12 protein-coding genes are annotated in these 14682 nt (G+C 61.0%); all 12 read left to right on the forward strand.

Annotation, left to right across the window (positions count from 1 at the left end; genetic code table 11):
* The first annotated feature begins 144 nt into the window (after positions 1-144).
* Positions 145-1767, forward strand: coding sequence for a methyl-accepting chemotaxis protein (locus P3G59_RS05375; RefSeq protein WP_277760744.1), 1623 nt, complete (start codon positions 145-147; stop codon positions 1765-1767).
* Positions 1767-2303: a chemotaxis protein CheW gene (locus P3G59_RS05380; RefSeq protein ID WP_277760745.1), complete on the forward strand. Its 537-nt coding sequence runs from the start codon at positions 1767-1769 to the stop codon at positions 2301-2303. The genes P3G59_RS05375 and P3G59_RS05380 overlap by 1 nt, the downstream gene beginning before the upstream one ends.
* Positions 2300-3571, forward strand: coding sequence for a CheR family methyltransferase (locus P3G59_RS05385; protein ID WP_277760746.1), 1272 nt, complete (start codon positions 2300-2302; stop codon positions 3569-3571). The genes P3G59_RS05380 and P3G59_RS05385 overlap by 4 nt, the downstream gene beginning before the upstream one ends.
* Complete coding sequence (locus tag P3G59_RS05390; RefSeq protein ID WP_277760747.1) at positions 3568-4251, forward strand: chemotaxis protein CheW; 684 nt, start codon at positions 3568-3570, stop codon at positions 4249-4251. Before P3G59_RS05385 ends, P3G59_RS05390 begins: the two co-directional genes overlap by 4 nt.
* Entirely contained in the window at positions 4248-6533 is a 2286-nt protein-coding gene (locus P3G59_RS05395) for a hybrid sensor histidine kinase/response regulator (protein WP_277760748.1), read from the forward strand. The genes P3G59_RS05390 and P3G59_RS05395 overlap by 4 nt, the downstream gene beginning before the upstream one ends.
* Positions 6530-7540: a chemotaxis response regulator protein-glutamate methylesterase gene (locus tag P3G59_RS05400; RefSeq protein ID WP_277760749.1), complete on the forward strand. Its 1011-nt coding sequence runs from the start codon at positions 6530-6532 to the stop codon at positions 7538-7540. The genes P3G59_RS05395 and P3G59_RS05400 overlap by 4 nt, the downstream gene beginning before the upstream one ends.
* A 48-nt stretch (positions 7541-7588) precedes the next feature.
* Positions 7589-8590 (forward strand): PleD family two-component system response regulator, encoded by a 1002-nt coding sequence (locus P3G59_RS05405; protein ID WP_201227802.1) that lies wholly within the window; start codon positions 7589-7591, stop codon positions 8588-8590.
* Between the two features lie 489 nt (positions 8591-9079).
* Positions 9080-10175, forward strand: a protein-coding gene (gene prfB, locus P3G59_RS05410; protein ID WP_102358477.1) for a peptide chain release factor 2 whose coding sequence is annotated in 2 segments (ribosomal slippage) — positions 9080-9151 and positions 9153-10175 — 1095 coding nt in all. Because the reading frame shifts where the segments join, the coding sequence is not laid out codon by codon here.
* 114 nt (positions 10176-10289) lie between these two features.
* Positions 10290-11792 (forward strand): lysine--tRNA ligase, encoded by a 1503-nt coding sequence (gene lysS / locus P3G59_RS05415; RefSeq protein WP_038357812.1) that lies wholly within the window; start codon positions 10290-10292, stop codon positions 11790-11792.
* Positions 11793-11897: 105 nt separating this feature from the next.
* Positions 11898-12611, forward strand: a complete 714-nt coding sequence (locus P3G59_RS05420; protein ID WP_095050372.1) for a TetR family transcriptional regulator — start codon at positions 11898-11900, stop codon at positions 12609-12611.
* A gap of 155 nt (positions 12612-12766) precedes the next feature.
* Positions 12767-13321 carry a hypothetical protein gene (locus P3G59_RS05425; RefSeq protein WP_277760750.1) on the forward strand — a complete coding sequence of 185 codons (555 nt, stop codon included), beginning with the start codon at positions 12767-12769 and terminating at the stop codon, positions 13319-13321.
* 59 nt (positions 13322-13380) lie between these two features.
* Positions 13381-14631: a flavohemoglobin expression-modulating QEGLA motif protein gene (locus tag P3G59_RS05430; protein WP_176091693.1), complete on the forward strand. Its 1251-nt coding sequence runs from the start codon at positions 13381-13383 to the stop codon at positions 14629-14631.
* The last annotated feature ends 51 nt before the right edge of the window (positions 14632-14682 follow it).

A 14682-nucleotide genomic window follows, 5' to 3' on the forward strand; every position in this document is an offset into this window, starting at 1 on the left:
CAGCCCCGAATTGTCGGACAGTCCCACCCCAGAGCCTTCCCGCCAACCCCGCCGGACAGGCCTGAGGGTTAAAAAGCGTCTTATAAATGAAACACCGCCCTCGGCTATACTCCCCGCATTTCGACTGAGCCACGAGGAATCACTGTGAAGAACTGGACGTTGCGCCAACGCATTTTGGCGAGCTTTGCGGTGATTATCGCCATCATGTTGCTGATGGTCGTCGTTTCGTATTCACGGCTGTTGAAGATCGAGGCCAGTGAAAACAGCGTGCGCGATGACGCGATTCCCGGCGTCTATTACAGCTCGATGATTCGCGGCGCGTGGGTCGACAGTTACTTGCAGACCCAGGAACTGCTCGGCCTGAAAGAAGGGCAGGGCATCAGCAGCGAAGATGCGGCGGACTACAAGGCGTTTGAAAACCGCCTGCAAGAGCAGATGGCCAACTACCGCAGCACCATGGCCACTGAAGAGGACCGTACCGAGTTCGCGGCCTTCGAGAAGTTTCACGATGCCTACATGAAGATTCAGGATCAGGTGCTGGACCTGCACAAGCGCAATCTGGAAGCCGATGCGGTCAAGCTGTTCAATGAAAAGCTGACCCCGACCTGGTACAGCGGGCGGATGAAACTCAACGACATCATCGGCGAGAACAAGAAAGTCGCCGATCAGGCCATGGCCAACATCGACGACGCTGTCGCAGCGGCCAAAGTCAGCATGTTTATCTCGCTGCTGATCGCTGTTCTGGCGGCCGGTGCCTGCGGTCTGCTGCTGATGCGCGCAATCATGGCGCCGATGAACCGCATCGTGAAAATCCTCGAAATCATGCGCACCGGCGACCTCAGTTCGCGTCTGAACCTCGACCGCAAGGACGAGTTCGGTGCGGTGGAAACCGGCTTCAACGACATGATGACCGAGCTCACCGCGCTGGTGTCGCAAGCCCAGCGCTCCTCGGTGCAGGTGACCACGTCGGTGACCGAGATCGCCGCCACCTCCAAGCAACAGCAAGCCACCGCCACCGAAACCGCCGCCACCACTACTGAAATCGGCGCGACGTCGCGTGAGATCGCCGCCACCTCGCGCGATTTGGTGCGCACCATGACCGAAGTGTCCACGGCCGCCGATCAGGCCTCGGTGCTGGCCGGCTCCGGCCAGCAAGGTCTGGCGCGCATGGAAGACACCATGCACTCGGTGATGGGCGCGGCCGATCTGGTCAACGCCAAACTGGCGATCCTCAACGAGAAGGCCGGCAACATCAACCAGGTGGTGGTGACCATCGTCAAAGTCGCCGACCAGACCAACCTGTTGTCGCTCAACGCAGCGATTGAAGCCGAGAAGGCCGGTGAGTACGGTCGCGGTTTCGCCGTCGTCGCCACCGAAGTGCGGCGCCTGGCGGATCAGACCGCTGTCGCCACTTACGACATCGAACAAATGGTTCGCGAGATCCAGTCGGCGGTGTCCGCCGGGGTGATGGGCATGGACAAATTCTCCGAAGAAGTGCGTCGCGGCATGTCTGAAGTTCAGCAGGTCGGCGAACAACTGTCGCAGATCATCCACCAGGTTCAGGCGCTGGCGCCGCGGGTGTTGATGGTCAACGAGGGCATGCAGGCCCAGGCCACCGGCGCCGAGCAGATCAACCATGCGCTGGTGCAGTTGGGCGACGCCAGCAGCCAGACAGTCGAGTCGCTGCGTCAGGCCAGTTTCGCCATCGACGAACTGAGCCAGGTGGCCGTCGGGCTGCGCAGTGGCGTTTCGCGATTTAAAGTCTGATGAGCGAAATCATCGCCAAACGCAGCGCCGCGCAGGTGGCGAAGCCGGCGTTGTTCCTGCTGTTTCGCATCGGCAGCGAGCGTTACGCCTTGCGCGCCACCGAAGTCGCGGAAGTGTTGCCACGCCTGCCGTTGAAACCGATTGCCCGGGCGCCGCACTGGGTCGCCGGGGTGTTTGCCTATCGCGGTGCGGTGGTGCCGGTGATCGACCTGAGTGCGCTGACCTTTGGCCATCCCGCTGAGGCGCGCACCAGTACGCGCCTGGTGCTGGTTAATTACCAGCCGGATGAATCGCAGCCCGCGCAATGGCTGGGGCTGATTCTCGAACAGGCCACCGACACCCTGCGTTGCCATCCGCAGGAGTTTCAGCCTTATGGCCTCGACAATCGCGAGGCGCCTTACCTCGGCCCGGTGCGCGAAGATGCCCAAGGATTGGTGCAATGGGTGCGGGTCAAGGACTTGCTCGATGACGCCGTGCGCAGCTTGCTGTTCCCCGATCCGCCGCTGAGTCCGGCGCAGCTTGAGGCGCAGGCATGAGCAGCGATCAGCGTTTTTTCGACTTCCTCAAGGAGCGCATCGGTCTCGATGTGACGTCGGTGGGGCCGGCGATCATTGAGCGCGCCGTGCGTCAGCGCACCACGCTCTCGCAAGCGGCGCATGCCGATGAGTATTGGCTGTTGCTACAAGGCTCGCGGGATGAACAACAAGCGTTGATCGAAGCCGTGATCGTCCCGGAAACGTGGTTTTTCCGCTACCCGGAATCTTTCGCCACGCTGGGCAAACTCGCCCGCAAGCGCCTGGCCGAACTGAACAACATGCGCGCCTTGCGCATTCTCAGCCTGCCGTGTTCCACCGGCGAAGAACCGTATTCGATTGCCATGGCCTTGCTCGATGCCGGGCTTAAACCGCATCAGTTCAAGGTCGACGGCATGGACGTCAGCCCACTCTCGGTGGAGAAGGCGCGGCGTGCGCTGTACGGCAAGAATTCGTTTCGCGGCCAGGATCTGGACTTTCGCGAGCGGCACTTCACGTCTGAGCAGGACGGTCATCGGGTCAACGAAAACGTCCGTGAGCAAGTGCGTTTGCAGGTCGGTAACGTGCTTGATCCAGCATTGCTGGCCAGCGAGCCGGCGTTCGATTTCGTGTTCTGCCGTAACCTGTTGATCTATTTCGATCAGCCGACGCAGAAGCAGGTGTTCGAGGTGCTCAAACGCCTGACCCATTTTGATGGCGTGCTGTTTATCGGCCCGGCAGAAGGCAGTTTGCTCGGGCGTTTGGGCATGCGTTCGATCGGTATCCCGCAGTCCTTCGCGTTCAGCCGCCACAGCGATCCGCATCCCGAACCGCTACCGACGCCCAAGCCCATTGTGGTGCCAGTCAGCCAACCGCCACGCAGCACGCCGCCCGCGCCGGTGCGCAATCGACCGTTTGCCGCCGTGACGCCGCTACCAAACTCCAGCAAAAGTGCCAACCCGGACGCGGCGACCCTGCTGGCGAACATCGCTGCACTGGCCAACGAAGGCAAAAGTGCCGAGGCCCGCGCCGCCTGCGAACAGTATTTGCGCAGCCACGAACCGGTGGCTCAGGTGTTTTACTGGCTCGGGCTGCTCAGTGACGTCGCCGGCCTGAACCTCGAAGCCCAAGGCTTCTATCGCAAGGCGTTGTACCTCGAACCGCAACACCCCGAAGCGTTGATGCACCTGGCCGTGTTGTTGCAGGCCCAGGGCGATACGGCGGGTGCCAGACGATTGCAGGAGCGCGCCGCCCGCAGCGGCCGCACCGCCGACAGTGAGCGTAAACGATGATCCCGTCCGACACCTTGAACGTCACCCACGAAGACGCCCGGGCCATCGATGATTGCTGGAACCGCATCGGCATTCATGGCGACAAGTCCTGCCCGCTGCTGGAAGACCATATTCATTGCCGCAATTGCTCGGTGTATTCCGCCGCCGCCACCCGCCTGCTTGATCGTTATGCGCTGCAGCAGGATGAGCGCAGCCCGATGGCTACCACCGTTGAAACAGATGTCAAAACCCGTTCGCTGTTGATGTTCCGTCTCGGCGAAGAATGGCTGGGGCTGGCGACCCGCAGCCTCGTTGAAGTCGCACCCATGCAGGCGATTCACTCATTGCCACACCAGCGCTCGCGGGCCTTGCTCGGCGTGGCGAATGTGCGCGGTGCACTGGTGGCGTGCCTGTCGCTGGTCGAATTACTCGATCTGGATGGCAGCGCGGCGCCAGCTACTGGCGCGCGAATCATGCCGCGCATGCTGATCATCGCTGCGCACGGCGGACCGGTGGTGGTGCCGGTGGATGAGGTTGACGGTATTCATGCCATCGATGAGCGAATCCTAGAGGCAGCATCGCAATCCGGCGCGCAAGCCAGTGCCAAATACACCCGTGGTGTTCTGCAATATCGCGGTCGCAGCCTGCGTTGGCTGGATGAAGAACAGCTGTTGTCCGCCGTGACCCGGAGCCTCACATGACCCCCGAGCAAATGCGCGACGCTTCGCTGCTTGAGCTGTTCAGCCTCGAAGCCGAAGCCCAGACCCAGGTGCTCAGCGCCGGTCTGCTGGCGCTGGAGCGCAACCCGACCCAGACCGATCAACTGGAATCGTGCATGCGCGCGGCGCACTCGCTAAAAGGTGCGGCGCGGATTGTCGGCATCGACAGCGGCGTCAGTGTTGCGCATGTCATGGAGGATTGCCTGGTCAGCGCTCAGGAAGGGCGGTTGTTGCTGCGCCCGGAGCACATCGATGCGTTGTTGCAGGGCACCGACTTGCTGATGCGCATTGCGACGCCAGCGAATGCTCCACAACCGGCTGACATCGAAGCGTATGTGACGTTGATGGCGCAGTTGCTTGATCCGGCGTCCCCGCCTGCCGTCGCAGCGCCAGTCATGGCCGAATTGCAACTGCAAGCGCCGCGAGTCGAGCCGGCGCCGCCTGCGCCCGTCATCGACGTGGCGAGTGAGACGCCCGAGCCGGCGCCACGCAAAAACAAACGCAGCACCGAAGGTGGCGAACGCGTTTTGCGCGTTACCGCCGAGCGCCTGAACAGCCTGCTCGATCTGTCGAGCAAATCGCTCGTCGAAACCCAACGCCTGAAACCGCATCTGGCGACCATGCAACGCCTCAAGCGCATGCAGAACAACGGCCTGCGCGCGTTGGAAAACCTCAATGTGCACCTCAAGGAACACGCACTGAGCCTTGAGGCACTGGAAGCGTTGGAGGATGCGCGACGTCTGCTGGCCGAATCGCAGCAACTGCTGAGCGAAAAAAACGCCGAACTCGACGAATTCGCCTGGCAGGCCAGCCAGCGGGCACAAGTGCTCTACGACACCGCACTGGCCTGCCGCATGCGGCCCTTCGCCGATGTGCTGACCGGTCAGGTGCGCATGGTCCGTGATCTGGGCCGCAGCCTCGGCAAGCAGGTACGCCTGGAAATCGAAGGCGAGAAAACTCAGGTCGACCGTGACGTGCTGGAGAAGCTCGAAGCACCGCTGACCCATTTACTGCGCAACGCCGTCGATCACGGCATCGAAACCCCGGAACAGCGTCTGCGCAAGGGCAAGCCTGAAGAGGGCTTGATCCGCCTGCGCGCTTCGCATCAGGCCGGTCTGCTGGTGTTGGAACTGAGTGATGACGGCAACGGCGTTGATCTGGAAAAGGTCCGCCGCAGTATCGTCGAACGGCAGTTATCCCCAGCGGAAACGGCGGCGCAGTTGAGCGAGGAAGAACTGCTGACCTTCTTGTTCCTGCCCGGTTTCAGCCTGCGCGACACGGTCACCGAAGTGTCCGGGCGTGGCGTCGGTCTTGACGCGGTGCAGCACATGGTCCGGCAATTGCGCGGTGCGGTGGTGCTGGAGCAGACGGCGGGCGAGGGCAGTCGCTTCCATCTGGAAGTGCCGCTGACCTTGTCGGTGGTACGCAGTCTGGTGGTGGAGGTCGGTGAAGAAGCGTATGCCTTCCCGCTGGCGCACATCGAGCGCATGTGTGATCTGGCGCCGGAAGACATCGTGCAAGTCGAAGGTCGTCAGCATTTCTGGCACGAAGGCCAGCACGTCGGGCTGGTCGCGGCCAGCCAGTTGCTGAACCGTCCAGCCAGCCAGAACAGTGGCGAAACCCTTAAAGTCGTGGTGATCCGCGAGCGCGATGCGATTTATGGCGTTGCCGTGGAGCGCTTCATTGGCGAGCGCACATTGGTGGTCTTGCCACTCGATGAGCGTCTGGGCAAAGTGCAGGACATCTCTGCCGGCGCCTTGCTTGACGACGGTTCGGTGGTGCTGATCGTCGACGTTGAAGACATGCTGCGTTCGGTGGACAAATTGCTCAACACCGGTCGCCTCGAGCGCATCGCCCGTCACGGCAATCAAGCCGCCGAAGCGGCGCGCAAACGCGTGCTGGTGGTCGACGATTCGCTGACCGTGCGCGAGCTGCAACGCAAGCTGCTGCTCAACCGTGGCTACGACGTCGCGGTGGCGGTGGACGGCATGGACGGTTGGAACGCGCTGCGTTCGGAGGACTTCGATTTGCTGATCACCGACATCGACATGCCACGCATGGACGGCATCGAACTGGTCACGCTGTTGCGCCGCGACAACCGTCTGCAATCGCTGCCGGTGATGGTGGTGTCGTACAAGGATCGGGAAGAGGATCGCCGCCGTGGACTGGACGCCGGCGCCGACTATTATTTAGCCAAAGCCAGTTTTCATGACGACGCCCTGCTCGACGCAGTGGTCGAGCTCATCGGAGGAGCGCGGGCATGAAGATCGCAATCGTCAACGACATGCCCATGGCGGTGGAGGCTCTGCGCCGGGCGCTGGCCTTCGAGCCGGCGCATCAGGTGGTCTGGGTCGCCCGCAACGGCGCCGAGGCGGTGCAACTGTGCGCCGAAAACACCCCCGATCTGATCCTGATGGATCTGATCATGCCGGTGATGGACGGTGTCGAGGCCACCCGCCGAATCATGGCCGACACCCCGTGTGCCATTGTCATCGTCACCGTCGACCGCCAGCAGAACGTGCACCGGGTGTTTGAAGCCATGGGCCACGGCGCGCTGGATGTGGTCGATACTCCGGCACTCGGCGCCGGCGACGCGCGGGAAGCCGCCGCGCCGTTGCTGCGCAAGATCCTCAATATTGGCTGGCTGATCGGCGAGAAACCCACGCGTTCCCGGCCGGCGCCGCCGGCCCAGCGCAGTTCCGCTTCGTGCCAGCGGCTGGTGGCGATCGGCTCATCCGCAGGCGGGCCGGCGGCACTGGAAGTGCTGCTCAAAGGCTTGCCGAAGAATTTCTCGGCAGCCATTGTGCTGGTGCAGCATGTCGATCAGGTGTTTGCGGCTGGCATGGCCGAATGGCTGGCCAGCGCCAGCGGCCTCGATGTGCGTCTGGCCCGCGAAGGCGAACCGCCGCAGGCCGGCGCGGTGCTGCTGGCCGGCACCAATCACCATATTCGCTTGTTGAAAAACGGCACGCTGGCCTACACCGCCGAGCCGGTCAACGAGATCTACCGTCCTTCGATCGACGTGTTTTTCGAGAGTGTCGCAAGCTATTGGAATGGCGACGCCGTCGGGGTTTTATTGACCGGGATGGGACGCGACGGGGCGCAAGGGCTTAAGCTCATGCGCCAACAGGGTTATCTGACCATCGCGCAAGATCAGCAAAGCAGTGCGGTGTATGGCATGCCCAAGGCCGCTGCGGCCATTGATGCCGCCGTAGAAATCCGTCCACTGGAAAGAATAGCGCCACGATTGCAGGAGATTTTCCCCAAATGATCAGGTCAATCCGCAATCCTGGCCTCCGCAGTACTCAGGTGACCGCCCATGAATGACTTACAGATCGACGACATTAAAACCGACGAAAACGCCGCCATGGTGTTGTTGGTGGACGATCAGGCGATGATCGGCGAAGCCGTGCGCCGGGGGCTGTCGAACGAAGAGAACATCGACTTCCACTTCTGCTCCGACCCGCACCAGGCCATTGCGCAAGCGGTGCGGATCAAGCCGACGGTGATTTTGCAGGACCTGGTGATGCCCGGTCTCGATGGCCTGAGCCTGGTGCGCGAATACCGCAATCACCCGGCGACCAAGGACATTCCGATCATCGTCCTGTCGACCAAGGAAGACCCGCTGATCAAGAGCGCGGCGTTCTCGGCCGGGGCCAACGATTATCTGGTGAAACTGCCGGACACCATCGAGCTGGTGGCGCGCATCCGTTACCACTCGCGCTCGTACATGACGCTATTGCAGCGGGATGCGGCTTACCGCGCGCTGCGGGTCAGCCAGCAGCAATTGCTCGACACCAACCTGGTGCTGCAACGCCTGATGAACTCCGATGGCCTGACCGGGCTGTCTAATCGCCGGCACTTCGACGAATACCTGGAGCTGGAGTGGCGCCGTTCGCTGCGCGATCAGAGCCAGTTGTCGTTGCTGATGATCGATGTCGATTACTTCAAGTCCTACAACGACAGTTTTGGCCACGTAGAAGGCGACGAGGCGCTGCGCAAGGTCGCCACGGCGATCCGCGACGCCAGCGCACGACCTTCGGACTTGCCGGCACGTTATGGCGGTGAAGAGTTCGCGCTGGTGCTGCCGAACACCTCGCCGGGCGGTGCACGGCTGGTCGCGGAGAAACTGCGCCAGACCGTGGCTTCGCTGAAAATTCCGCACAACACCCCGGCGGACGGCGCGAGCCTGACGATCAGCATCGGTCTGGCGACCATGGTGCCGCAGGCGGGCAGTGATTGCCGGTTGCTGATTTCGGCGGCGGATCGCGGGTTGTATCTGGCCAAGAACAACGGGCGTAATCAGGTCGGAATCGAGTAACGCCCTTCCCCTCACCCCAGCCCTCTCCCAAGGGGAGAGGGGGCCGACCGAGGTGTCTGGCGCTGAACATCGACCTGATCGAACGAGTCGATTATGGATCTGCAAGCTTGGCAGGTCCGGATTCAGTAAAGCCGTTTCACGTCGGCGTATCTCTCAAATATCCCCCGATCGGTCCCCTCTCCCTCCGGGAGAGGGGGCCGACCGAGGTGTCTGGCGCTGTACATCGACCTGATCGACCAAGTCGATTATGGATCTGCAAGCTTGGCAATTATGGATTCGGCAAAGCCATTTCAGGTCGGCGTAGCGCTCAAATATCCCCCGATCGGTCCCCTCTCCCTCCGGGAGAGGGCTAGGGTGAGGGCTGGCAATCTCGACTCAGACGTTAACCTCCAGCCATTCACCCCCGGAGCCGCCAGACGGGCTGCCGTCACAGCCTGATTACGTTATACTCGCCGGCTTTCAAAAGTTCGCCAACGAGTGCTGCCCGTCATGGAAATCAACCCGATCCTGAACACCATCAAGGACCTGTCCGAGCGCTCCGAAACTATTCGGGGGTATCTTTGACTACGATCAAAAGCATGAGCGTCTGACTGAAGTCAATCGCGAGCTTGAAGATCCGAGTGTCTGGAACAAACCTGAATACGCCCAGGAGCTGGGCCGCGAGCGCTCGGCGCTGGCACAGATCGTCGATACCCTCGATGAACTGAACGCCGGCCTGGCCGATTGCCGCGATCTGCTGGACATGGCCGTCGAAGAAAACGACGAAGGCGCAGTGGGCGATGTCGTCGCCGAGCTGGCCCGTCTCGAGGAAAATCTGGCCAAGCTGGAATTCCGCCGCATGTTCAGCCATGAAATGGACCCGAACAACGCCTACCTGGACATCCAGGCCGGTTCCGGCGGCACCGAAGCCCAGGACTGGGCCAACATCCTCCTGCGCATGTACCTGCGCTGGGCGGATAAACGCGGTTTCGACGCGACCATCATGGAGTTGTCGGCCGGTGAAGTCGCCGGTATCAAAGGCGCGACCGTGCACATCAAGGGCGAATATGCCTTTGGCTGGCTGCGTACCGAGATCGGCGTGCACCGTCTGGTGCGCAAGAGCCCGTTCGACTCCGGCAACCGTCGTCACACCTCGTTCTCCGCGGTGTTCGTTTCGCCAGAGATCGACGACAAGGTCGAAATCGAAATCAACCCGGCAGACCTGCGGATCGACACCTATCGTTCCTCCGGTGCCGGTGGTCAGCACGTAAACACCACCGACTCGGCCGTACGTATCACTCACGTACCGACCAACACCGTGGTCAGCTGCCAGAACGAACGTTCCCAGCACGCCAACAAGGACACCGCCATGAAAATGCTGCGGGCCAAGTTGTACGAGCAGGAAATGCAGAAACGCAACGCCGCGTCGCAAGCGCTGGAAGACACCAAGTCCGACATCGGCTGGGGTCACCAGATTCGCTCGTACGTACTCGATGCGTCGCGGATCAAGGATCTGCGCACCAACATCGAACGCAGCGACTGCGACAAGGTACTCGACGGCGACATCGACGAATACTTGTATGCCAGCCTGAAATCGGGCCTGTAAAAGACGCAATACAGCATCGGCTGATTCAAGCCGATCCCTGTAGGAGCCAGCCCAGCTGGCGATCTCCGGGCCGCAAGGCCCGGGGGCAACGAACCTGATGGAATATCTAAAGACATGAGCGACCAACAACTCGACCCGCAAGCCCTGCAACAGGAAGAAAACTCCCTGATCGCCCTGCGCAAGGAAAAGCTGGCTGCCGAGCGCGCCAAGGGCAACGCCTTCCCGAACGACTTCCGCCGCGAAAACTACTGCGATGCTCTGCAGAAACAGTACGCGGACAAGACCAAGGAAGAGCTTGCAGAGGCTGCAATCCCGGTCAAGGTTGCCGGTCGCATCATGCTCAACCGTGGCTCGTTCATGGTGATCCAGGACATGACCGGTCGCATCCAGGTCTACGTCAACCGTAAAACCCTGTCGGAAGACACCCTGGCCGCGGTGAAAACCTGGGACATGGGCGACATCATTGCCGCCGAAGGCACCCTGGCGCGTTCCGGCAAGGGCGACCTGTACGTTGAAATGACCAGCGTGCGTCTGCTGACCAAATCGCTGCGCCCGCTGCCGGACAAGCACCACGGCCTGACCGACACCGAACAGCGCTACCGTCAGCGCTACGTTGACCTGATCGTCAACGAAGACGTGCGCCAGACCTTCCGCGTGCGTTCGCAAGTGATCGCGCACATCCGCAGCTTCCTGATGAAGCGCGACTTCCTCGAAGTCGAAACGCCGATGCTGCAGACCATTCCGGGCGGCGCTGCGGCCAAGCCGTTCGAAACCCACCACAACGCGCTGGACATGGAAATGTTCCTGCGTATCGCGCCAGAGCTGTACCTCAAGCGTCTGGTGGTCGGTGGTTTTGAAAAGGTTTTCGAGATCAACCGCAACTTCCGTAACGAAGGCGTTTCGACTCGTCACAACCCGGAATTCACCATGTTGGAGTTCTATCAGGCTTACGCCGACTACGAAGACAACATGGACCTGACCGAAGAACTGTTCCGCGAGCTGGCGCAGCTGGTGCTGGGCAGCACCGACGTGCCGTACGGCGACAAGGTGTTCCACTTCGGCGAGCCGTTCGTGCGCCTGTCGGTGTTCGACTCGATCCTCAAGTACAACCCTGAGCTGACTGCCGATGATCTGAACGACATCGACAAGGCGCGCGCCATCGCCAAGAAGGCCGGCGCCAAGGTGCTGGGCTTCGAAGGTCTGGGCAAGCTGCAAGTGATGATTTTCGAAGAGCTGGTCGAGCACAAACTCGAGCAGCCGCACTTCATTACCCAGTACCCGTTCGAAGTGTCGCCGCTGGCCCGTCGCAACGATGACAACCCGAACGTCACTGACCGTTTCGAGCTGTTCATCGGTGGTCGTGAAATCGCCAACGCCTACTCCGAGTTGAACGACGCTGAAGATCAGGCCGAACGCTTCATGGCGCAGGTGGCCGACAAGGACGCCGGTGACGACGAAGCCATGCACTACGACGCCGACTTCGTTCGCGCGCTGGAGTACGGCATGCCGCCAACGGCCGGTGAAGGCATCGGCATCGACCGTCTGGTGATGTTGCTGACCAACTCGCCGTCGATCCGCGATGTGATCCTGTTCCCGCACATGCGACCGCAAGCGTAAACGTTTCAGTTAAAAAGCCGCCTAAAACAGGCGGCTTTTTATTGCCTGTCTGGTACAAATGTATCAATTGGTTAATTTTGCAATAGCAGAGGAAGTTCTGTCGTGATGGGTGCAATAGCTCAAGAGGGTGCAGCGGGAATCGCCACTGCGGTCGCTGAAAGTGTTCAGTACCAGGGCCGCAAGGCCAGCCGACAGGGCAGTGAGCAGCGTCGCCAGGACATTCTCGACGCAGCGATGCGCATTGTCGTGCGTGACGGCGTGCGGGCGGTGCGCCACCGTGCCGTGGCTGCCGAGGCCGGTGTGCCGCTGTCGGCGACCACCTATTACTTCAAGGACATCGATGACCTGCTCACCGATACCTTCGCGCAATATGTCGAGCGCAGCGCGGCGTACATGGCCAAGTTGTGGGTCAACAATGAAGGTCTGCTGCGTGACATGGTCGTCAGTGGTGACGGTAGTCCCGAATCGCGCTCGCAACTGGCTGACGACATTGCGCGGCTGATGGCCGACTACGTGCATCGTCAGTTGGTTAACCGGCGTGAGCATTTGATGGCTGAGCAAGCGTTCCGCCAGGAAGCGCTGCTCAATCCGCGTCTGGCGATTCTGGTGCGCTCGCATCAGCAGATTCTGTTGCAGGGCACCTGCCAGTTGTTCCAGGTATTGGGCTCGCGTGAACCGCAGCAGGATGCCAAGGTGTTGACGGCGATTATCGGACGGATGGAATATCAGGGCCTGCTCAACGACGCCGAGCCTTTGGCCGAAGAGGACATGCTCGGCATTCTGACGCGCTACATGCATCTGGTCCTCGCGTCGGTGTAATCCGCTGTTGTTTCACCCTGTGGGAGCGAGCCTGCTCGCGAATGCGGTCTGACATTCAACATCTCTGTTGCCTGACACACCGCTTTCGCGAGCAGGCTCGCTCCCACAGGGTAATGTGGCAATGTTCAGGGCCGTGTGTTCATAGGGAGTTTTGAATGAAAGCCTGGCGTGGCGTGCTGATCGCCTTGTCGTTCCTGCTGCTCAGTGGCTGTCTGGTGACCTTCAAGGAGCCGCTGGCCGCCAGTGACCCGGCGCCCAAGGGCTTGCTCGGCAAATGGTCGAGCACCAATGCCTGGGGCGAGCCGATGAACCTTGAGCTGACACGCCTGGGCAATGACCGCTATCAGGCCGTCACGTACTTCAAGGCCAGGCCCCACGAGCGCGAAGCCTATCCGTTCACCGTCTCGCGCCACGGCAATCGCTGGTATCTGTCGGTGAAAGTCCCGGCACAGTACGGCGGCCACTACACCATCGCCGGTTTTGAACTCACCGATAAGCACGAACTGGTGGTTTACAACCTCGATCCTGAACAGATCAATCAAGCGATCAAACAGAAAGCCCTCGACGGTCAGGCCTTCCCGACCGACGATGGCGACGGCGTGTTGGTCGACAGCCGCCTCGACAAGGTCTTTGCTTACCTCGACGATCCGGCCAATTCCGATGTTTTCGTTGAAGCCGTGCGCTACCAGCGTCAGGCCCGCGTCCAATAATTAACACGTCAGGTTTTCTACAGGAGTTTCGGGTGGACGATTACCAGCAGACGATACGCATGTTGTCCGACCGCATTGTGCTGGCGCAGACGCCGATCCGTGTGCTCGACGCGGTCAAGTGGGACGAGAACATCCGCAAGGGTTTTCTCAAGGCCAAAGGCAAGGAAATGCCGGCGGTGGATCGCGACTATTACCTCAATCGGCCGCTGAGTTTCGATTCGAGCAAGGTCAAACTGGAGTTCCAGAACATCGAGCGCGACATCACCCGCCAGCTCGGTCAGTTCAACCCGGTCGGGCAGATCATGCGGCGCATGTGCAAGGAGTACCGCATGGTCGTGCGCATGCTCGAGGCGCGCGGCACCGAGGATTTCGGCCTGATCTCGCAGGAGCTGTATGGCGCCGCGTCCGATGCGTTCCACGCCGGTGACCCGACGCTGGCCGACCTCGGCCTGATGATGTCCGACTACCTGAACAACATTGATGGCCGTGGCGACCTCAAGGACGAGCCGAAAATCCTCACCGCCAAAGACGCGGTGCACTTGCTGCAGACCCGTCTGAACAAGGTGTTCGGCGAGGCCGAGGAAACCATTCGCGTGTTTGAGTCAGACGGCATTGTTGCTGATGCCGCAGCGGGCGCCGACTACATCAAGATCCGCACCGACGCGATGTTCAACGATCGCGATGTGCGCGCGCTGGAGGTCCACGAAGGGCTGGTGCATGTCGGCACCACGCTCAATGGACTGAACCAGCCGATCTGCACCTTCCTCTCCAAAGGCCCGCCGTCGTCGACGGTGACCCAGGAAGGCCTGGCGATCCTCATGGAAATCATCACCTTCGCCTCCTACCCGAGCCGTCTGCGCAAACTGACCAACCGCACCCGCGCCATTCACATGGTCGAGGAGGGCGCCGACTTCCTGCAGATCTTCGAGTTCTTCCGCGAGCAGGGTTTCGAAATGGCGGAAAGTTACGGCAACGCCAGTCGGGTTTTCCGTGGCTCGACGCCGACCGGTCTGCCATTCACCAAAGACTTGTCCTACCTCAAGGGCTTTATCATGGTTTACAACTACATTCAGTTGGCCGTGCGTAAGGGCAAGCTTGAGCAGATTCCGCTGTTGTTCTGCGGTAAGACCACGCTGGAAGACATGCGTACCCTGCGCCAGTTGGTGGATGAAGGGCTGGTGGTGCCACCGAAGTATTTGCCGGATCAGTTCCGCGATTTGAACGCGTTGTCGGCGTGGATGTGCTTCTCCAACTTCCTCAACCACTTGAGCCTGGACCGGATCGAAGCCGACTACTCCAATATCCTTTAATGCCACACCGATCGTTCCCATGCTCTGCGTGGGAATGCCGCCATGGACGCT

The organism is Pseudomonas sp. A34-9, from assembly GCF_029543085.1.
GTDB lineage: Bacteria > Pseudomonadota > Gammaproteobacteria > Pseudomonadales > Pseudomonadaceae > Aquipseudomonas.

Excerpts from the sequence above, each read along its gene's own strand:
- lysS (WP_038357812.1), top strand. The coding sequence starts at position 10,290 with ATGAGCGACCAACAACTCGACCCGCAAGCCCTGCAACAGGAAGAAAAC.
- P3G59_RS05395 (WP_277760748.1), top strand. The coding sequence starts at position 4,248 with ATGACCCCCGAGCAAATGCGCGACGCTTCGCTGCTTGAGCTGTTCAGC.
- P3G59_RS05400 (WP_277760749.1), top strand. The coding sequence starts at position 6,530 with ATGAAGATCGCAATCGTCAACGACATGCCCATGGCGGTGGAGGCTCTG.
- P3G59_RS05420 (WP_095050372.1), top strand. The coding sequence starts at position 11,898 with ATGGGTGCAATAGCTCAAGAGGGTGCAGCGGGAATCGCCACTGCGGTC.
- P3G59_RS05390 (WP_277760747.1), top strand. The coding sequence starts at position 3,568 with ATGATCCCGTCCGACACCTTGAACGTCACCCACGAAGACGCCCGGGCC.
- P3G59_RS05430 (WP_176091693.1), top strand. The coding sequence starts at position 13,381 with ATGTTGTCCGACCGCATTGTGCTGGCGCAGACGCCGATCCGTGTGCTC.
- P3G59_RS05425 (WP_277760750.1), top strand. The coding sequence starts at position 12,767 with ATGAAAGCCTGGCGTGGCGTGCTGATCGCCTTGTCGTTCCTGCTGCTC.
- P3G59_RS05385 (WP_277760746.1), top strand. The coding sequence starts at position 2,300 with ATGAGCAGCGATCAGCGTTTTTTCGACTTCCTCAAGGAGCGCATCGGT.
- P3G59_RS05405 (WP_201227802.1), top strand. The coding sequence starts at position 7,589 with ATGAATGACTTACAGATCGACGACATTAAAACCGACGAAAACGCCGCC.
- P3G59_RS05380 (WP_277760745.1), top strand. The coding sequence starts at position 1,767 with ATGAGCGAAATCATCGCCAAACGCAGCGCCGCGCAGGTGGCGAAGCCG.